Origin of the sequence: Chitinophaga sp. HK235, assembly GCF_018255755.1 — a bacterium.
In the GTDB taxonomy this organism is placed as follows: domain Bacteria; phylum Bacteroidota; class Bacteroidia; order Chitinophagales; family Chitinophagaceae; genus Chitinophaga.
The window spans coordinates 4,733,280-4,753,665 of record NZ_CP073766.1 but is presented as its reverse complement, the minus strand read 5'-3'; the positions used below and the strand labels follow the sequence as shown (position 1 = coordinate 4,753,665).

Here is a 20,386-nt window from a genome sequence, read left to right as displayed (position 1 = left end):
TGACAGCATTACATAAGAGGAACAGATAAACTTGATGCCATATATCAGTGTTCTGATAACCAACAGCAGTCTATTGATTCTTTGGGCAATCGTGCCAACAGCAGCCTTGCGACTTCTCTTGACAAATACCGTCTTCACATCTAAAGGAAGACTTGAATTGGGCTGGGTACTACCGATCGCGTTTTTTGAGTCTGTCGGATACCAATTTCAGACTTCATAGAATCCTGCATAAGCAAATATGATGATTTTTTTGAAAGTACCAAATTTTTTATCCACATCGACCGAGTGCCCGCGCTGGCCTTCTTTTAAGGCCCCTATCACCACTTCATCCATGGGTATGCTGTCATGCAAAGTGGGTTGTAATAGGTTGCACAAGGAACAGATAAACTTGATGCCATATATCAGTGTTCTGATAACCAACAGCAGTCTATTGATTCTTTGGGCAATCGTGCCAACAGCAGCCTTGCGACTTCTCTTGACAAGTTACTCTGGCAGTGGTGGTAGCAATAAGTGAACCAAAGTAAAATGACTGTCATTTGGACACAGTGAACCGACATAAAGTTTCTGTGTGAAGTCCATCTTGTCAGATTCATATAGACATGACAGTAAGTTTTGACAACAAAAATGACAACGGGGTAAAAATAAAAAACCGCAAACGCTTTACTGTATTGCGTTTACGGTCATCTGGTGGTAGCCTCGTCAAGAATCGAACTTGAATCTGGAGCTTCGGAAACTCTTATACTATCCATTGTACTACGAGGCCATAAGGGAACGCGAAGTTACATTTTCCCTTCTAAAATCCCAAATTACATTAAAGATTGATATTACTTTTAAAAATCTTGACGGCAATCGCCAGCAGGATAACCCCGAAGAACTTACGCAATACCATTAGTCCGGCCTTGCCCAGTAAGCGTTCTATGTAGTTGAGGCTGCGCAGCACAATGAACACAATGATCAGATTGAGCAGGATACCAGCCAGGATATTGTACTCCCCGAAGTTGGCTTTGAGCGACATAATGGTGGTGAGGGTCCCGGAACCGGCTATCATAGGGAAAGCAATCGGTACGATACTACCCGATTTAACGTCCTGGCCGCTCTTGAAAAGTTCAAGTCCCAGGATCATCTCCAGGCCGATCACAAAAATGACGATGGAACCGGCTACCGCAAATGAATGCACGTCTACGCTGAATAGCCGCAGGAATTTCTCTCCTACCAGCAGAAATAATACCATCAGGAATCCGGATGCCAGTGTGGCCTTGCCGGCATCTATATGCCCCAGCTTTTCCTTCAGAGACACCAGCACGGGGATAGACCCCACAATATCAATAACCGCAAAAAGAGTAAAAGCGATGGCTAGGATTTGGTCGATACTGAACATGCAGCAAATATATATCTTTGTCTCTAAGCGCGACCTATATGACGGAGGATATCATTATTCAGATCAGTAACAAGATCAAGGAAAAACGGAAAGCCAAAGGCATTACCATCCAGGAACTGGCAGACAAAGCAGATGTCAGCAAAGGACTCATCTCCCAGATAGAGAACAACCGTACCGTGCCATCCCTGCTGGTGCTTATCAACATTATCCGGGCACTCAACCTGGACATGAACGAGTTTTTCAATGAAATAGACCAGCATTCCCAGCAGGCTAAGGTCATCATCAAACAGAAATCATCCTACCAGGAATTCGAAAAAGAACCTGCCAAAGGATTTCAGTACAAAAGAGTCCTCACCAAAAATGTGAAGAACTTCCCCGTGGATATCGTTATCCTCGAACTGAAAAAAGGCGCCCGCCGCTCCCAGGTCGTTAAAACCGACGCCTACGAGTATAAATATATTATCAAAGGCACCGTCGAATACCTCATCGATAACGAAAAATACATCCTGGAAGAAGGAGATTCCCTCTTTTTCGATGGCCGCCTTGGACACAAACCCGCCAATATCGGCGAGGATACCGCTCAAATCCTCGTCGTGTATTTCTTCCTCGAAAGTGATAAATAGTAAACCTTCCTGACCTTTATATACAAATACTTAACGTTAAATTTAGTATAACTTAACATTTCCATCATATTCGAACCTAACCTTTGCACGGTAATCAAAATTACATCCTAATCTAAATTGCTATGCAATCAAACCTACGCCAGGTACTAGCTCAGCTATGTGCCCTGCTATTGCTTTTGTTTTTTGTAACAACTGCCACAGCACAACAGGTCATCAATGGAAAAGTGATTTCCGCAGGTGATAATCAGCCAGTCATTGGCGCCACCATCAAAGTTTCAGGTGCCAACAAAGGTGCTGTCACCGATCCAAATGGAAACTTCAGCATCGCCGCCACCGGCACCGACGTGCTGGAAGTAACCTTTATCGGCTTCCTCCCTGTTAAATATCCCGTAAATAACCGCAGCAGCCTCACTATTACCCTTCAGCAGGACAAAAAAGCACTGGATGAAGTGGTGGTAACGGCGCTGGGTATACGAAAAGAAGTAAAACGTGTAGGTTACGCCGTACAGGAAGTAAAAGGCGCCGACCTCGTGAAAGCCCGGGAACCCAATCCCATCAACGGTCTGGTAGGTAAGGTAGCTGGTCTCACCGTAGGTGCTTCTGCCGAACTGCTGGCCGCTCCGCTGGTACAGCTCCGCGGTACTAATATCAATCTCTACGTGGTAGATGGTGTACCCATTAACTCCGACACCTGGAACATCTCTCCGGATGATATCGAAAGTTATACCGTCCTGAAAGGCGCCTCCGCCTCCGCCCTTTATGGCTCCCGTGGCCTAAACGGCGCTATCATGATCACCACTAAAAAAGGTGCCCGCGATAAAAGAGGTTACGCTATCGAGTTCAACTCCAGCACCATGTTCGAAAAAGGCTTCAACGCCATACCGAAAGTACAGGATCTCTACGGCCCCGGCGACCACGGTAAATACGCTTTCGTAGATGGTAAAGGCGCCGGTGTAAACGATGCTGACTACGACGTTTGGGGTCCTAAATTTGAAGGCCAGCTCATTCCTCAGTACGATAGCCCCATCGATCCTGCTACCGGCAAACGTACCGGCACACCCTGGACCGCACGAGGTAAAAACAACCTGCAACGTTTCCTGCGCACGGGTATGCTGAGCACCAATAACCTGGCTGTCTCTGCTCATACAGACAAGGCAGACCTGCGCTTCTCCCTCTCCAATGCATACCAGAAAGGTATTGTGCCCAACACCTCACTGGATATCGTCAACTTCAACATTTCCGCCGGTTACAGCTTCTCTCCGAAACTGCGTCTGGAAGGATATCTCAACTATAACCGTCAGGCCAGTGATAACTTCCCCGACGTGACCTACGGACCTAACAGTATCATCTACAATACCCTCATCTGGGCAGGCGCAGACTGGAGCATGGATGATATGCGCAATTACTGGCAGCCTGGTAAAGAAGGTATTCAGTCCATCTACGCAGAATACCAACGTTACCACAACCCCTGGTTCATGAGTTATGAATGGCTGCGCGGTCACCATAAAACAGATCTCAACGGCTACGCCAAACTCACCTACAAATTCAATGATAAACTGGAGCTGATGGCCCGCACACAGGTGACCAGCTATGACCTGATGCGTACCGAGAAAATGCCTTATTCCGCCCACCCTTATGGTCGTGAAGAAGGTAAAGGTGACTACCGCGAGGATAAACGCTCCCTGTATGAAAACAATACAGACCTGATGCTGTCCTATGCCAACGTATTCCCGCATAAGATCGGTATCCGTGCATCTGTTGGTGGCAACGCCCGCTCTTTTAAATATAACTCCAGCTTCACTTCTACCAACTACCTGAATGCACCGGGATGGTATGGCTTCGGCAACTCCCGTGATCCATTGTATGCTACCAGTTACTACGCTCCTATGCTGGTACTCAGTACCTACGGTTATGTAGACATCGACCTGGGCAAATACGCAACACTGTCACTGACAGACAGGATCGACAAGGCTTCCAACCTGCCTGTTTCTCACAACACCTATTCGTACCCTTCTGTATCATTAAGTACTGTAGTGTCTGATTATGTGAACCTGCCGGAAGTGATCTCCTTCCTGAAGTTCAGAGGCTCCTATGCCAATGTAAAAGGTGGTTTCACTACACCAACTATTGGTGCTACTCCGGAGGCTAACTACCCGCTGGGTTATGGCACAGAATACAAATCTTCGTACGACGGTCCCCTTTATAACTCTCCGGTATATAGTGTGTCGCAGGTATATGGTAACCAGGCTGCTGCTTATTACACACGTGTGATCGCCAATCCTGACCTGCAGCCCTTTACCAGCAAAGTGACCGAAGTAGGTATGGACATCCGCTTCCTGAAAAATCGTATAGGCGTAGATGCGACTTACTTTACTAACCTCAATGGGCCTCGTATTTATACCCTCTCACTGCCTCCCAGCACCGGTGAGGAATCGTACCTGCTCAACGGGGTGAATACCCGTAAAACAGGATATGAGATATCCATTAATGCTACCCCCATTAAAAACCCGGAAGGCCTGACCTGGAACGTAATGGCCAACTGGTCAACCTTCCAGGAAAAATATGTAAGCATCTACGGTGATCAGAAAATGCTGAATGCTTATGTAGGGGTAGGAGACAGAGTTGATAAATTCTTTGGTACCAAATTCGCCAGAACACCGGATGGGCAGATCATCAACGGCCCTGATGGCCGCCCGATCGTGAATCCTACCCAGCAGTTTCTGGGAAATGCCAGCGCCGACTGGACATGGGGTATCAACAACAGCTTTAATTACAAAGGCTTTACTTTCAGCTTCCAGTTTGATGGTCGTGTAGGCGGACAGATGATCGACTATATACAGCAACAAACCTTCCGCGGTGGCCGTAATATCCTGACCACAGAAGGAGCCATGGGAGATGCCCGCTATCAGGATTACAAAGGTGTGAAATCCTGGCAGGGAGAAGGTGTGGTAATAAGCAATGGCGTACCTATCAAGTATGATAACAACGGTAATATTACCAATGCAGACAAACTCCAGTTTGCCCCCAATACTACCAAAACCTTCCTGCAGGACTATATCAGTGTATACTACAAAGCAAACGAAGCCAACCTGATCAGTAAAACTTTTGCCAAGCTGCGTGAGGTGACCTTGGGCTACACTTTGCCGCAAAGCCTGCTGAAAGGCACTTTTATCCGTTCTGCCAATGTCTCTTTCGTAGGAAGAAACCTCCTGTACTTTGCTAAAAACAAAGATGTGGATCTGGACCAGTACCCCGGTGCAGACCAGGGTTCTTCCACCCTGCAAACACCTACCACCCGCAGGTTTGGCTTTAACGTAAATCTCACCTTCTGATCCGCTTAAACATGTATCGTATGAAATCATTGAAAATAGTTGCCTTCACTGCACTCGCAGGTATCGCCCTCAGCAGTTGCAACAAAAAATTTGAAGAATACTCCATCAATTCCAACAAGCCTGCAAAGGTCCCGCCAAGTCTGGTGCTGGGCGGCATCCTGGGAGATATGAACGCCGACAAGCCCTGGAGCAGTGTAATGCGCTGGAACCAGTTTGACTGCTGTAACTACAACTACTATGGTGATCAGCGCTACGACTGGAACGGTGCTGATTTCGGCAGCTACTTCTCCATGACCAACGTACAGCAGATGGAAGCAGAAGCTAAGCGTCTGGGTGGTAAGGATGTCAATCCCTATACCGCTATTGGTAAGTTTGCCCGCGCCTTTTTCTACTACCGGATGAGTAGCCTGGTGGGAGGACTCCCGCTGACTAAAGCACTGCAGGGAAAAGATAATATTACACCCGTGTATGATGCACAGAAAACCGTGTTTATACAGATCCTGCAATGGCTGGAAGAAGCGAACACACAGCTCGCCACACAGATTGCCAACCCGGATATGAGTGCCAGCGCAGAAGGTCAGGTACTGAAAGGTGATTTTTATTTCGGTAATGATATGGGCAAATGGCAGCGTGCTGTCAATACTTTCCGCCTGCGTGTACTCATTGCTCTGAGCAAAAAGGCCACAGATACAGATATTAACGTGGCTAAACAATTTAATGATATTGTTAGTAATCCTGCCAAATATCCATTAATGGAATCAATGGATCATAACATGCAGTTTATCTACAACAATATCAATAAATACCCATCAAACCCTGATAACCTGGGCTTTGACGCTACCCGGTATAATATGTCGGCCACGTATCTTAATACCCTCGTGGGGCTTAACGATCCCAGAGCTTATGTGACCGCAGAACCAGCTACCAAACAGATTAATGAACTGCATAAATTACCTTCTGATATCACTGCCTATGTAGGTGCTTCTTCCGGTGAGAGCCAGGAAGATATGTCTTCCAAAATGTCGAATGTGGATACTGCAGCATATTCCCTGCGCAGCAGAAGCCGCTACTACAGCAGCTATGCAGCAGAACCTGGTGTTATCATCGGTTTCCCTGAGCTGTGTTTTAACATGGCAGAAGCTATCAACCGCGGATGGGTTAACGGAGATGCGGAAGCATGGTATAAAAAAGGTATCAAAGCGTCACTGGGCTTTTACGGTATTCCTACTGCTGTAGCCGGTACAGTAACCAAAACGTATAAGGGTGTACGTTATGATATTCCTTTCGATTTCGAAAACACCTACTACCAGCAGGCTACCGTGAAATACCTGGGCAACAATGCCGATGGCCTGAAACAGATCATCACCCAGAAATACCTGGCCTTCTTCGAAAACTCTGGCTGGGAGGCTTATTTCAACACGCGCCGTACAGGAGTACCTACTTTCCTGACAGGAGCCGGCACCGGTAACAGCGGCGTTATTCCAAAACGTTTCAAGTATCCTGATACGGAGAAAGCCACCAATACCGTCAACTGGTCTGCTTCCCTGCAAAGCCAGTTTGGTGGCAGTACCGATGATATCAATGCGCAGATGTGGCTGCTGCAATAAAAAATGTACATATTAGCCAGGGCTTTAGCCTTGGGACTAAAAGGGCTGGCCATTGGCTGGCCCTTTTTTATTGATCTCCCCCGGAAATGAAGTGCAATGGATTATTTAGTAATACTTAACAATTAGTTCAGTATTGCTTAACAATTAGTTTACATTGCATCAGCACCTTTGGCCCAAATATTTTGTGGCAATGCTGACTATTCCCTGGATACAGAAGCGGCTGGAACGGGCGCCGAACGTAGTTTTATCTTTATATGCCGCCCTGGTGGCATTTGGAACCTATTCCTGCATGTATGCTTTCCGTAAACCATTTACGGCGGGGATATTTGAAGGGCTCTCTTTTATGGGTATCGACTATAAGATCTGGCTGGTAATCAGTCAGACGATCGGTTATGCCTGCAGTAAATTTTATGGTATCCGCTTTATTGCTGAAATGAAGGGCAACTACCGGGCACAATATATTATTGTTTTGATACTGATATCGTGGGTGGCTCTGCTGGGGTTTGCTATGGTACCGGCTCCCTGGAATATTCCTTTTCTTTTTATCAATGGGTTTCCGCTGGGGATGATCTGGGGGCTGGTGTTTAGTTACCTGGAAGGCAGACGAGGCACAGAGTTTATGGGAGCGGTGCTTTCTATCAGCTTTATTTTTTCTTCCGGTTTTGTAAAGTCGGTAGGTAAGATGACCATGATGGACTGGCAGGTATCAGAGTACTGGATGCCTTTTGTAACCGGCCTGGTGTTTTTACTGCCTATCCTGGTGTTTATTCTTTTGCTGGAGCAGATACCTCCGCCGGGAGAGCAGGACGTGCTGATGCGTACTAAACGGGTGCCTATGAATAAACAGGAACGTAAACGGTTTTTACAGACCTTTCTGCCAGGTTTGGTACTGTTGATCGGCAGTTATGTGTTGCTGACCGTTTTACGGGATATACGCGACAATTTTGCTGCAGATATCTGGAAGGACCTGGGTTATGGTACGACAGCAGGCATCTTCACACAAACGGAAATACCTGTGTCTATTGCCATTATTGTTGTGATGGGACTGCTGGTGTTTGTGAAGAACAACTACCAGGCATTTATGCTGAATCATCTGTTTGTGATTACCGGATTCCTGATAGCGCTGGTGAGTACACTGTTGTTCCGCCAGCATCAGCTGGACCCTGTGTGGTGGATGACATTGACGGGACTGGGGCTGTATATGGGTTATATTCCTTTCAACTGTATCTTTTTTGAGCGGCTGATTGCGGTGTTCAAATATGCCAGCAACGTAGGTTTTATTATGTATGTAGCGGATTCTTTCGGGTATCTGGGTAGTGTAGGGGTGATGTTGTTTAAGAATGCCGGTAGTTTATCGATGTCCTGGAGCCAGTTTTTTATAAATGCCCTGTTGGGCGCGTGTGTTACCGGCATCCTCATGATGTTGTTATCTTCCTGGTATTTCAAAAAAAAGTATAGTGGCGAAAGCCTGCATTTGCGAATGGTGAACTAAACAAAAAAGAGCGAGGCTGAAAAATTGTTTTCAGCTTCGCTCTTCAATAATTTTTATCCGCGTGATTATTTTGCTTCGGAAGTACCTTTGGACTCTTTCTTAGGTTCATCTTTGGCATCTTTGAACTCGCGTATGCCGCTGCCCAAACCGCGCATCAACTCAGGTATTTTTTTACCACCAAACAACAGGAGAACTACCAGTGCGATCAGCAGTAATTCCTTAATACCTATTTCCTGCAGAAACAAAAACGGAATATTCAAAAGTGATGTTGCCATTATAAACTGTTTTTTTATTGTGTGCTTTTAATATACGGCGATTCCGAACATAAAGTTAGCACGAAATCAGAGTTTTTTACTTTTTTAGGGAGATATTTGAAAATTTTAACATAATTATCATAAAGACAACTCTTTATGAATTATAAAAAACAACCTTTATATCTCCATCTTCTACTTTCAGTTGTGAAATCCTGCCATATTGCACCTTGAGATCGAAGGAGTCGACCAGCGGCGTATTGGTAGCGTGGGCCAGTATAGAACGGATCACGCCGCCATGAGTGAAGATCACAGCATTTCTGTCTTTTTCCACCAGTTCCTGAATTAGCTCCATGCTGCGGCTGTACAGCTCTTCATAGCTTTCACCCTGCGGAACGCGGGCCTGTACAAAATCATCGGCCCATGTTTGCAGTTCTTCCCGGCCGATGGCGTCCCAGGCAAGCATTTCCCAGGCACCGAAATTCATTTCTTTCAGGCGGTCGTCTGCAGTAATTTCCTTGTTAAAGAGGGCTGTGGCCAGTTTGCTGCAGCGCTGTAACGGGCTGGTATACACGTCGAAATCGCCGGCAGGCAGTTTAGCTTTGATAGCAGCCACTTCCGTTTCAAAGGTGTCTGCCACATCGATGTCTGAAAAGCCGTAACAGATACCGCTTTCGATGGCAGGTGTTGTATGTCTTATGAGGTATATTTCCATGCGAGAATACAAAAGCACAAATATATGACTGTTTCAGAAACTTGTTGTACAGCACCCAGGCAGTCGCCGGTATAACCGCCGATCCATTTGCTCATGAGGCGTGCCATATACCAGCGTACGAGCACCAGTGCCGGCAGTATCAGCAGGAGGGCATAGTTGCCTGTAAAAGCGATCACCCCCAGCAGTGGAAATATGCCGAAGCAGGCTGCCAGCAGCAGATCAGGCAGGCAGATGCCTTTGGATATCGGTTTGGCTTTGCTGTCTTCATTTTCCCGTACGTACTCATGGGTATAGATGATGCTTACCGCTACAAACCGGCTCAGGGGCTGGGCTATGATGACAGCCAGCATTACCTTGTTGAGTGTCAGCGGTATCAGGCAGATGTATTTCATAGTCATGAGCAACAGCAGGCCCAGCATGCCATAGGTGCCGATACGGCTGTCTTTCATGATTTCCAGGATACGCTCTTTGGTCCATCCGCCGCCAAAGCCATCGCACATGTCGGCAAAACCATCTTCATGGAAGGCGCCGGTTACCCAGATGCTGAGGATAATAGACAACAGAATGGCTACCAGCCTGGGAGCAATGTCACCGAAAACATACAGCACGGCAAGCATAATGGCACCTGTTATCCAGCCTATCAACGGCAGATAACGGGTGGCTTTGCTGAGCATATCGGGATGATAGTCCGTATTAACGGTAACGGGTATACGTGTATAAAACATGATAGCGGTGAGCAAAAGCTGCCACTGTTTTCTCATATTGTGCGGTTTGATACTTGCGCGCTGTTGAAGCTGGCCATTTCATTGAGGAACAGCACGGCGCTTTGGATTACGGGAATAGCCATGGCAGCGCCGGTACCTTCTCCGAGGCGCATGTCCAGCTGCATAACAGGCTTTACGCCAAGGAACTGCAGCATAGCTTTGTGGCCTTTTTCTTCTGAGCAATGCGCAAATACGCAATAGTCTTTCACGGCAGGCTGCATGGCTGTGGCTGCCAGCAGGGCGGCGGTGACGATAAACCCGTCTATCACCACGATCATTTTCAGGGCGGCAGCCTGAAGGATGGCACCGGTAATCATCGCTATTTCAAAACCGCCGAAGGTGGCCAGCGCCTGTTCTGCGGTTTTGGGTTTTACATGATGTGCCATTACCTGCTGCAGTACTGCTATTTTCTGTGTAAGCTGCTGGGCATTGGAGCCCGTGCCTATCCCTATGCAGTCAGCTATCGGGATGCCGGTAAAATAACTCATCAGCAGGGCGGCAGAAGAAGTGTTGCCTATGCCCATTTCCCCAAAGCCGATGGTATTGCAGCCAGCTTCATATGCCAGCTTTACTTCATCGGCGCCAGCCTGCATGGCCAGCCGGCACTGATCCGGTGACATGGCCGGCCCGTGGAGGTAGTTTTGTGTACCACGGGCTATTTTACGGTCTTTTAACAGCGGATGCGGCGGGAACTCATGGTTTACACCGGCATCTACTACTGTCAGCTTCAATTGGTGTTGCCTGCAAAATACGTTGATGGCTGCACCGCCCTGCAGAAAGTTGTACACCATCTGGGCGGTAACGGCCTGCGGGAAAGGATTTACCAGTCCATCGGCAGCAATGCCATGGTCACCCGCAAATACAATAATGGATGGATTTTTCAATGCAGGCGTAAGGCTGTTTTGTATCAGGCCAACCTGTAACGCCAGCTGCTCAAGCCTCCCCAGTGAACCGGGTGGCTTTGTTTTCTGGTCTATCTTATCCTGTAATGCTGTTTTCAGCTCATTCGACAGTGGTGAGATGGTTATGTGCTGCATCGTATATTTATTTTTCCTGTTTTTTAATCACAACAGGGATCCCTGAAATCATGAGCACTACGGTATCGGCTATGCGTGCTATATATTGATTGGCCCAGCCCTGAAGGTCTGTAAACTTCCGTCCCACCGCGGTTTCGGCGTGTACGCCCATACCTATTTCATTGGTAACGATCAGGAAGTGGCCTTGTTGTTGTTGAAGGGCGTCGATCTCCGCCTGCAGAGCAGCAAGCGTTTTGTCGGCATCATAATCGTGGAGCGTGAAAAAATTCGTCAGCCACAATGTAACGCAGTCAACCACAACGGTTCTACCCCCGAGCGGAAGTTTGCTGACATACAGCTCTTCCTCATAGTTGGTCCATTGGGAGCCGCGTTCTGTTTTATGGCGTTGGATACGCTGTGCGAAATCCTCATCCCATACTTTGGCGGTGGCCACATATACCGGCTGTTGGCTCTCTGTAAGCGCCTGTTCCTGCGCATACCTGCTTTTACCGGACCGGGCTCCACCTGTCACCAGCGTAATCATATCTCTTCAAATTGCGATAACGGGTTGCGAATAACGCATGGTCCTTGTTATTCGCAACCCGGGTGAATTTATTGTTTGTTGAACACCGGAATAGCAGGGAAGAAAAAGCCTTCGTAAGGAATGCTCTTGATCGTAGCTGCTGTAGTGGCGTCATAGATAAACAGTGTGTTCTGTTTATAGTGGTCCCCATAGCCTGGCTCAACAGCCGTGGCTATCAGGGTGTTATTGTTCGGATTATACCGGAAACCGGCGCCGATCAGCTCTCTGTTCGCCGGCAAAGTCACGAAAGGTGTTTGCAGGGAAGAAGGGTTGCCCGGCTGATATTTGTAGATCTCTCTGCCACCAGCGCCCCAGGCATTGGTTTTAGCGATGAACACAGCGTTTTCAATGGAGGAAGCACTGATCATGGTGGCGTTCCAGGCACCCCAGGCACCGTTGAGCGTGAAAGGCACATCGATATTGGTAACGGTCAGTGTCGCCGGATCAATGGCAAACAGCTTCTGACCGGCACCCGCCCAGATAGTACCGTCCGGTGTGCGGGCCAGCCCGATGTCTGCTTTTACCAGGGTGCTTACAATGCTGAAATCACTGGCGTTCAGCACTACGATACCATTGTTCTGAGACATGACAAACACATAATTGCCTTCTTTCAGCATAGTACCTACCTGACCATCAATGCCGGCTATTTTAGCTCCAACAGTCAGTGTTTGCAGGTTCAGCTGGTAGATGCCATTAACAGTAGAGATAAGGCCCAGATTAGGATTGATACCGCAGAAAGCCCGTCCGTCAGCAGGCAACTGGGCTATACGACCTATTTCCTTCATGTTGTGTGCATCTGCTATTACCATCGGTCCCTGTTTGGACAACAGGTAAATCCGGTTGTTGTAGATAGCACCGAACTCAGTGGTAGTACCCAGTGTTTTACCAGGATTCTCCCGCTGGAAGATGTTCTGATACACGGTATCATCTCCGTAACGGTAGAAGTTAACATCTCCGGGGCCATGGCCAAACCAGCCTTCGTTCACGATAAAGAAACCGTTATCATATTTATCAGTAACCTTGATCCGGTAGAAGAAGGAATTGAAACTGTTGCCGGAGCTTATCTTGAAGGAAATCGTATAGTCGCCGGAGGTAGTGGGAGTAAAGGTAAATGTGGAGTCACTGCCGGAAGGTACGCCATTCACGAGCCACAGAAAAGTAGCATTGTTGGCATTGGTCAGCTGGGGGCTTAACACCCGGGTATCACCAACAGCAATGGTATCTTTTCCGTCTTTCAGGCCAGGGCTGCTGATCACAGGAACAACAATTGCTGCAACATTCTCTTTGGTACAGGCGGAAAAAGTTAGCATTACAGCTGCTGCCAGTAGAAAGAGCTGCTGAAGTCGGAGAGTAAATCTTCGCATGGTAGGATTATTTGTTTATGTAAACATTTAGAGATTTAGCTATTGCTACAGCGCTGCTGATTATCAAAAATAACCAGCGTGCTCTGTAACAATAAGTAAATCTCTAAATAAAAAAATCGGAAAAATATCTTAGCGGGCCAGGTGCAGCTTGCGTTGTACCAGTGCAAAGCTACCGAAGAAGATCGCGCTGTATACCAGGGTTCCTACCAGGAAATACTGCATAAACGGTATGGCGAGAATATAACATTTGGTGAGGCCGGCCAGGTCTTGGGTGTAAGGCAAACCGGTGGTGATATCAGTGGAACCGCTCAGCCATACGCCGAAGTTGGAAACAGTGAAATGTACCAGTGCTGCTGCCACAGAAGCCAGGGCAATACGGCCCGCGCTCATCTTGCGGATCATCAGCTGACCAACCAGCACGATAAACACAAAGCTGATGTAGTTAGCCATCCAGCCTTTGTATAACAGACCTTGTGCATATTCCGGGTGGAAAACCTGCATCAGTACCAAATCACTCAAAAACAATGTCAGCAGCGGGAAAGCATATGATTTCCATTTTTCGGAGAAGGAAGCACCACCAAACAGGGCCATTGCTCCTACCGGAGTAAACATGGCGATCGGTTGGAGAGTAGACTGATCAGCTCCCAACATCACGCGTATAATACCAGCTGCCAGCATAAACAGCAGCAGTATACCAAATCGGGGATTAAGATTCTTTAAAGACATTATGTTGGTTTTAATGTTTACAAATTTAAAGTGATACCGGTATTCCAGTTAAACCGGCGGGAATTATAGCCAAGGATATCAAAATACTGATAATCGGTAATATTTCTGAACCCGGCAAAAATTTTAAGCAAGTTACCAAATTTATACTCACCATAAAGGTCCAGTGTGTAATAATCACCCATCGGCTGTTTGGCCTGGTAACGTTCACCAGTATAACGGTAGGTAGCACTGGCATACAGGGCAGGGGTTATCTGATAGCCCAATGTAGCGTTCACGGCATGTTTGGGAATCCGGTAGAGATTATACCAGGAGGTGTCTTTTCCGTTCTGAACCGTTTTCAGACGGCCGTCTACGTAAGTATAGTTCACATTCAGGTTCAGCCGCCGTGTGATATGCCAGTTCACCTCTGCTTCTGCACCATAAGCCTGCTGTTTATCGGCATTGGCATAATGGCTTAGACCGGAACTTTCCGTGTAAAAAATGATCAGGTCTTTTGTATTGCGGGCAAAGCCTGTCACCCGAAAATCCAGTGCATTGTGTGCTACAGAGGCCTGGTAACCGGCTTCATAGCTGACAGTAGATTCTGGTCTCAGGTCCTTGTTGCCATAACCGGCAGCATACAACTGATACAGGGAAGGAATCCGGTAAGCGGATGATATATTAAGAAATATCTTATTGTTTTTGTTGATGAGATAGGAAGGATTGAAGGAGAATGTTTGATTGCTGCCATAGAGATTATGGTAATTCAAACGGCCACCGGCTTCCAGATTGAAACCACCCAGGTTATGCAGTAACATAGAAGCATATACGCTGGTCTGGCTGGCATGTGAACTGTCTTTCGACAGCTCGGTGATATAAGGTGTTGCGCCGGGATAGTTGCCCAGATACCAGTCGTACTGATTGATATTGGCCCGGGTAAAGGCACCACCGGCCACTACGCGGATGATATCGGTCGCATTCCAGTTTACATAAGACTCTACCTGATGGATGTTGGAGGAGAAAGCTGACTGGTCGTATTTGCCATACCCGTCGGCGGCTACATAACCGGAGTCATTCAGGATGTCCCTTTTGGTTTGCTGATAGCTGTATAACACATGCCAGCTGCCTTTTCTGAACTGGTATTCGCTACTGAAGCCATTGAGGAGGTATTTGAATTTACCGGTATAGTCTCTGTCATCGATGAAAGCGCCTTCATCGAGGTCGTGGTGGTAGTTGCTGTAGTTAAACAGATACTGGAGCCTCCACCGGGAAGTAGCCTGCAGACCTAATTTGGCAAATACGGTATGCTGCTGGAAGCCGTCTTTGTCGTAGCCGGCCTTACCGGTGCTGTCGTAGGCGTCAGAGAAACCGGTAGCGTTTTCATATTTGTAGCCCAGCAGGTAGGAGAATTTGCCGGCATTGCCATATACGTTGGCGTTACCCTGAAAATTGTTATAGCTGCCGTAGCTGGTGTTGGCAGAAACGCCGATTTTTTTCCCGTTGTTTTTCCGGGTGATGATGTTGATTACGCCGGCTACTGCGTTGGAGCCATAGAGTGTAGACTGGCTGCCACGGAGTATTTCAATTCTTTCCACCTGTTCGGGGGAGATGAAGTTGAGATCAAAAGTGTTGGCGATCTGGGAGGCATCGTTAACGGGCAGGCCGTCTATCAGTATCAGGGCGTTGCCGTTGGAGGCGCCGCGGATATATACTTCGGGTATGGTGCCCCGGTTGTTCTGAGCGCCGTTGATAGTGATGCCGGCTTGTTCGCTGAGGATAGCGGCGATGGTTCTGCCGCTGTTTTTCTCCAGGTATTCATGTGGGAGGATGGTGATCACCTTCCCGGTTTCGCTGGCTTTCTGTGGCCCTTTGGTGGCGGTCACGGAAACTTCATTCAGCTGGCTGATCCTGTACAGGGAGTCCTGTGCAGCAGCGGAAACAGACAATAAAAGTAGTGGAAGTGTGTAAAGTTTCAGTTTCATCATGCGCGAAATTACGAATAAGAAAGGGCCGGATGGTTTATCATCCGGCCCTTTCTTTCAGTAAATATTGTTATCATCCCGGCATCCTGGAAATGTATTTGTCCATTTCCTTGATCTGGTTGACGATTTGTGCGGTAGTAGGTTTCTGTGCTTTGGCTCTGCGGAAATATTCTTTGGCAGATTTGAAGTCACGGCGGCTCATGGCGATGGATGCCAGTGTGAGCAGGGCAGCAGCGGTGTTTTCCTTATCGGGAAGGCCCATACGTACTGCTTTCTTCAGGTTCTGGTCTGCTGTTTTCAGATCGTTTTTCTGGTAAGCGATGGTACCCAGCTGGAAGTACTGCATGCCTTCATATTCCTTCATCGGGCTGCCGGACTGGATGCTTTGGCGGATAGTGCTTTCAGCTTTGTCCAGGTCGTTGCTGTACATGGCCATGTTACTTTGCATGAAGAAGTATACAGAACGGATCGGTTTATACAGCAGTTTAGGAAATTTCACCATATTCATCAGGGCAGTGGCGCGTTCGATGTCACCAGCTTCTACTGCTTCCTGTACCAGCCGCATAGGACCAAACAGAAGATGGGTCGCGATACAGATAACAGCGAGCAACAATACGAGGGTAGCTTCCCACCATCCCACTGTAACTCCGAGTACAATACCGGCCACAAATAACACAATCCCGATGGGGAAACGATATAAGATAAAAAAGTTAAATGCTTTCATGAAAAAACTGTTCGTAAATCACTAGGTTCTAATAGCGGGGGCAAAGATAAATAAAAAAAACACCTCATGGGTTTAATACTTCGCTTTTGGCCAGGGCCGCTTTCCGTTTTTTCAGATTGGCCGCTACAATGGCTGACAGGATAATCAGTACCCCGGCTATCTGCAGGGGTGTTACCTGTTCGTGCAGGACAATGGTAGCGGCAATGGTGGCCACCGGTAATTCAGCGGCACTGAGAATGGCACCCAGGGCCACTCCTGTCTGAGGCATTCCTTTGGAAAACAGGAAAGGCGGCAGTACGGTGCCGAAGGTAGCCAGCGGCAGCCCCCACAGCCAGAGTGGCGGCGCGGTCAAACGTCCGTTCCACAGGTAGGTAGGAGGGAATATCAGGGTGATGAGCAGGAAGGCGCCTGTTACAATCCAGGCGCTTTTCAGCACTGGCGTAAGTGACTGGCCCACCCGGCCACTCACCACAATAAAGGTGGTGTAAAAAATGGCTGCCAGCACACCAAAGCCAATGCCCCTCCAGTCGAGGTTAAGCCCGCTGCTGTTGAATACCCCGCCCGCCAGCAGGGTGCCGGTCAGAATAAAGGCTACGGCCACCCATTGTATGGCACTGGGTCGCTTTTTATAAATCAGCCATTCGGCCAGCATACTCATCCAGGTAAACTGCATCAGCAGAATAATAGCAATACTGGCAGGGATATATTGTACGCTTTGATAATATGTGATGCTCACCAATCCGGTTGAACTTCCCAGGATAAAGCAAGTCCGGACATCTTTGTTTTTAAGTCCGTAAGTGGTACGACCGGATAACAGATGAATACCCCATAATGCCAGCATCCCGAAGCCAGCCTGTATGCTGCACAGCTCGCCGAGGGTAAAGCCTTCGTGGTAGCCCAGTTTGACGATCGTTGATAATATTCCAAAGCTGATGGCACCTGTAAGCACCAGCAGAATTCCTTTCCACATGTTGATAATTGTTTTTTATTTCTCCCAAAAACAAGGGGCGCAAAGTACGCAAAGTCTGGTAAATCTTTGCGAGCCCTGCGCCCTTTGTACTGATAAAGAACAAAATTATTTATGCTGCTGTTTTTCCAGATTTGGCAGGAACCCGGTGAGGAGTCCTATTAACGGCAGATAAGCACAGATCTGGTAAACATACTGTATGCTGGTGGCATCTGCCAGCTTGCCCAGCAGGGCAGAGCCAATACCACCCATACCAAAGGCCAGTCCAAAGAAAAGTCCGGCTATCATGCCTTCTTTGCCCGGTAGCAGTTCCTGCGCATATACCAGGATGGCAGAAAATGCAGAAGACAGTATAACGCCAATGAATACACTCAGCACCGCAGTCCAGAACAGATTGGCATGTGGCAACAACAAGGAAAACGGCGCCACGCCCAGTATGGATATCCAGATCACATATTTACGCCCGATACGGTCGCCTACCGGACCACCGATAAAGGTGCCCGCGGCTACGGAAAACAGGAAGATGAACAGATATACCTGTGAACTTTGTACAGAAATGCCGAAACGGTCCATCAGATAAAAGGTATAATAACTGGTCATGCTGGCCATGTAGAAGTATTTGGAGAAGATCAGTATCAGCAGTATGCTCAGTGATATCACTACCGTGGTGGCAGGCAGCTGTTGCTGTTGACCCGGAAGCTTCATGGCCTTGGGTTTGGCCCGGTGCGTATTGACTTTATACCATTTACCCAGATAGATCATCACACCGATAGCCAGCAGGGCCACCAGGGAAAACCAGATAATATGGAACTGCCCCAATGGTACAATGATCATCGCCGCCAGCAAAGGGCCCAGGGAACTGCCGGCATTGCCGCCCAGCTGAAACAGGGACTGTGCCATACCATGTTTTCCACCGGATGCCATACGCGCCATACGGGAGGCTTCTGGATGAAATACAGAAGAACCAATGCCTATCAGCGCTACTGATACCAGTACCATAGGCAGGGAATGGGCAAAAGACAGACTTACCAGTCCTATCAGCGTGAAGGCCATACCTATTGCAAGCGAGAAAGGCTGTGGCCTTTTGTCGGTGTACATACCTACCAGCGGCTGCAGAATAGAAGCCGACATCTGGAAGGTCAGCGTAATCAGCCCTACCTGTGTAAAGTTCAGGTTAAGCGATTCCCTTACCAGCGGATACATGGCTGGTATCAGAGATTGCAGGGTGTCATTCAGGAAGTGGGTGAAGCTGAGTGCTATCAGAATGGAAAAAACGGTCTGCTGGGCAGCTTGTTGCGCTACCTTTTGGGGCGCTTGTTGGGTGAGTGTTGCCATGGTTAAACTCGTTTAAGGTCAGATCATCTGATGTTTAAGGATAAAAAAAATTTATTTGATATGACTACTGATCTTCGTTGCCCAGTGCAGCGCTTTTGACGGATCCTTGTCAACAATGCTTTGCAGCAATGCATCATGGAGTGACTGTGACTCAATAAAAGAATCCGTATTGCCGTAGCGCAGGATGAAGGATTCTTTCAGGTGGGTGGCCACGGTCTTGTAAAGATCCAGCATGATTTCATTTTTGGACGCTTCCGCAATAGCTGTATGGAAGTTGATGTCTGCCTGCATGCAGGCCTCCAGCTCGTTGGCGGTAGCATGTGTGAACCGCTTTTTCAGAAAGCCTTTCATCTTCTCAATATCTTTATTGGTCCGATGTATGGCAGCCCTTTCCGCTATTTTTACTTCCAGTAAAAGCCGTACTTCGTTCAGTTCTTCAAAATCTGCCCGCTGCAAGCGCTGGGAGAAAGGTTCTCCCACACCGATCTGTGATATCACAAAAGTACCTACACCCTGTTGTACCCGTACCAGCCCTCTGTTGGCCAGGCATTTCACCGCTTCGCGCACGCTGGAACGACCTACGCCAAACTGCTGCATCAGCTCAGGTTCTGTAGGCAACTGCTGTCCTGTGGTATACTTACCCGTTAGGATCAGTTCCTGCAATCTGGCGGCTACTTCTTCAGCCAGACTTTGACGTTTTAAAGGTTGCGGTGTTATCATCATATCATCAGATGTTTACAAAGGTAAGGAAAGATTTTGAAATTTTTCTACCATCACTGATTTTTTGATGTTGAGATTTGATGCTAATATTGATGCCGTGAGATACCGGTAAAATCCCGAATAACCCATGAATGTTTTGTACGAATGGCCTTCCTGGCTGCTGTGGATATTTTTCCTGGCAGAAAATGCACTGATCGTGCTAATAGTACTGGTATGGGGCAATATCCTGCTACGCCGTCCCCGTAAAGAAATATTCAACTACAGCCGGCAGCAATGGCGTACCTGTCTGCTCACCACCCTGCTCAATGCGCTCGTCACCTTTACCGGATTCCTCTTGTGGAAACATGGTTATATCCGTATCAACGCAGCCATATCCTGGCGCATCCTCACAGACGCACTGGCTTATTTTCTGGCCATGGACCTGCTGATGTATGGTTTCCATTATATCATCCACAAAACCTTTCTATACCGTCCGCTGCATCGCCTGCACCACGAAGCGATCGATCCGGTACCCATCGACCTTTTTGTGTTGCATCCGCTCGAAACCATCAGCTTCGGCGCTTTATTACTGATAGTGCTTTTACCGTTCAACTCCAATATCTACGGTCTTCTTATATACCACATTGCCAATGTGATATTTGGTATGACCGGCCATCTGGGTGTGGAGCCTATGCCCGAAAAAGTAAGGCAGTGGCCGTTGGTTAAATACCTGGGTACGTCTACGTTTCATCATGATCATCACCGGCATGAAGACTATAACTTCGGCTTTTACACTACCATCTGGGACCGTTTATTTGGGACACTGAAACGGTAACCGGTTACGGATAA

The 20,386-nt window shown here is 47.8% G+C and carries 18 protein-coding genes and 1 tRNA gene; 5 read left to right on the top strand and 14 right to left on the bottom strand.

The window, feature by feature from the left end; genetic code table 11:
* Positions 1-688 precede the first annotated feature (688 nt).
* Both KD145_RS17505 and KD145_RS17500 read right to left on the bottom strand, forming a co-directional pair.
* Positions 689-763 (bottom strand) — tRNA-Arg (locus KD145_RS17505).
* A gap of 48 nt (positions 764-811) precedes the next feature.
* A complete protein-coding gene (locus KD145_RS17500) occupies positions 812-1,378 on the bottom strand; it encodes a MarC family protein (RefSeq protein ID WP_113616409.1) in 567 nt (188 codons plus the stop codon).
* Positions 1,379-1,416: 38 nt separating this feature from the next.
* Between KD145_RS17500 and KD145_RS17495 the strand changes: the two genes are divergently transcribed.
* From KD145_RS17495 to KD145_RS17480, 4 genes are all read left to right on the top strand, one after another.
* Positions 1,417-2,001, top strand: coding sequence for a helix-turn-helix domain-containing protein (locus tag KD145_RS17495; RefSeq protein WP_212000312.1), 585 nt, complete (start codon positions 1,417-1,419; stop codon positions 1,999-2,001).
* Positions 2,002-2,123: 122 nt separating this feature from the next.
* On the top strand, positions 2,124-5,333 hold the full coding sequence (locus KD145_RS17490; protein WP_212000311.1) for a SusC/RagA family TonB-linked outer membrane protein: 3,210 nt from the start codon (positions 2,124-2,126) through the stop codon (positions 5,331-5,333).
* Positions 5,334-5,353: 20 nt separating this feature from the next.
* Positions 5,354-6,940, top strand: coding sequence for a SusD/RagB family nutrient-binding outer membrane lipoprotein (locus KD145_RS17485; protein ID WP_212000305.1), 1,587 nt, complete (start codon positions 5,354-5,356; stop codon positions 6,938-6,940).
* Between the two features lie 190 nt (positions 6,941-7,130).
* Positions 7,131-8,432 carry a DUF5690 family protein gene (locus KD145_RS17480; RefSeq protein ID WP_212000303.1) on the top strand — a complete coding sequence of 434 codons (1,302 nt, stop codon included), beginning with the start codon at positions 7,131-7,133 and terminating at the stop codon, positions 8,430-8,432.
* Between the two features lie 65 nt (positions 8,433-8,497).
* On the opposite strand, the gene KD145_RS17475 is transcribed toward KD145_RS17480, so the two are convergent.
* The 12 genes from KD145_RS17475 to KD145_RS17420 all read right to left on the bottom strand — a co-directional run bounded on the left by KD145_RS17475 (position 8,498) and on the right by KD145_RS17420 (position 19,561).
* Complete coding sequence (locus KD145_RS17475) at positions 8,498-8,707, bottom strand: twin-arginine translocase TatA/TatE family subunit (protein WP_113616414.1); 210 nt, start codon at positions 8,705-8,707, stop codon at positions 8,498-8,500.
* A gap of 133 nt (positions 8,708-8,840) precedes the next feature.
* On the bottom strand, positions 8,841-9,398 hold the full coding sequence (gene cobC, locus KD145_RS17470; protein ID WP_212000302.1) for an alpha-ribazole phosphatase: 558 nt from the start codon (positions 9,396-9,398) through the stop codon (positions 8,841-8,843).
* Entirely contained in the window at positions 9,380-10,159 is a 780-nt protein-coding gene (locus tag KD145_RS17465) for an adenosylcobinamide-GDP ribazoletransferase (RefSeq protein WP_212000301.1), read from the bottom strand. The genes cobC and KD145_RS17465 overlap by 19 nt, the downstream gene beginning before the upstream one ends.
* Positions 10,156-11,199, bottom strand: a complete 1,044-nt coding sequence (gene cobT / locus KD145_RS17460) for a nicotinate-nucleotide--dimethylbenzimidazole phosphoribosyltransferase (RefSeq protein ID WP_212000300.1) — start codon at positions 11,197-11,199, stop codon at positions 10,156-10,158. Before cobT ends, KD145_RS17465 begins: the two co-directional genes overlap by 4 nt.
* A 7-nt stretch (positions 11,200-11,206) precedes the next feature.
* The gene (gene cobU / locus KD145_RS17455) at positions 11,207-11,722 is read right to left on the bottom strand and encodes a bifunctional adenosylcobinamide kinase/adenosylcobinamide-phosphate guanylyltransferase (RefSeq protein ID WP_212000299.1); all 516 of its coding nucleotides are present in this window, start codon (positions 11,720-11,722) and stop codon (positions 11,207-11,209) included.
* Positions 11,723-11,790: 68 nt separating this feature from the next.
* Complete coding sequence (locus KD145_RS17450) at positions 11,791-13,125, bottom strand: DUF5074 domain-containing protein (RefSeq protein WP_212000298.1); 1,335 nt, start codon at positions 13,123-13,125, stop codon at positions 11,791-11,793.
* A gap of 129 nt (positions 13,126-13,254) precedes the next feature.
* Entirely contained in the window at positions 13,255-13,851 is a 597-nt protein-coding gene (locus KD145_RS17445) for a DUF6580 family putative transport protein (RefSeq protein ID WP_212000297.1), read from the bottom strand.
* A 17-nt stretch (positions 13,852-13,868) separates the two neighbouring features.
* Positions 13,869-15,815 carry a TonB-dependent receptor gene (locus KD145_RS17440; protein ID WP_212000296.1) on the bottom strand — a complete coding sequence of 649 codons (1,947 nt, stop codon included), beginning with the start codon at positions 15,813-15,815 and terminating at the stop codon, positions 13,869-13,871.
* Positions 15,816-15,885: 70 nt separating this feature from the next.
* Positions 15,886-16,536 carry a lipopolysaccharide assembly protein LapB gene (locus tag KD145_RS17435; RefSeq protein ID WP_212000295.1) on the bottom strand — a complete coding sequence of 217 codons (651 nt, stop codon included), beginning with the start codon at positions 16,534-16,536 and terminating at the stop codon, positions 15,886-15,888.
* A gap of 64 nt (positions 16,537-16,600) precedes the next feature.
* On the bottom strand, positions 16,601-17,506 hold the full coding sequence (locus KD145_RS17430; protein WP_212000292.1) for a DMT family transporter: 906 nt from the start codon (positions 17,504-17,506) through the stop codon (positions 16,601-16,603).
* A gap of 105 nt (positions 17,507-17,611) precedes the next feature.
* Entirely contained in the window at positions 17,612-18,838 is a 1,227-nt protein-coding gene (locus tag KD145_RS17425) for an MFS transporter (RefSeq protein ID WP_212000289.1), read from the bottom strand.
* Positions 18,839-18,889: 51 nt separating this feature from the next.
* On the bottom strand, positions 18,890-19,561 hold the full coding sequence (locus tag KD145_RS17420) for a FadR/GntR family transcriptional regulator (RefSeq protein ID WP_249219419.1): 672 nt from the start codon (positions 19,559-19,561) through the stop codon (positions 18,890-18,892).
* A 124-nt stretch (positions 19,562-19,685) separates the two neighbouring features.
* On the opposite strand from KD145_RS17420, the gene KD145_RS17415 reads away from it, so the two are divergent.
* On the top strand, positions 19,686-20,372 hold the full coding sequence (locus tag KD145_RS17415; RefSeq protein WP_212000287.1) for a sterol desaturase family protein: 687 nt from the start codon (positions 19,686-19,688) through the stop codon (positions 20,370-20,372).
* Positions 20,373-20,386 lie beyond the last annotated feature (14 nt).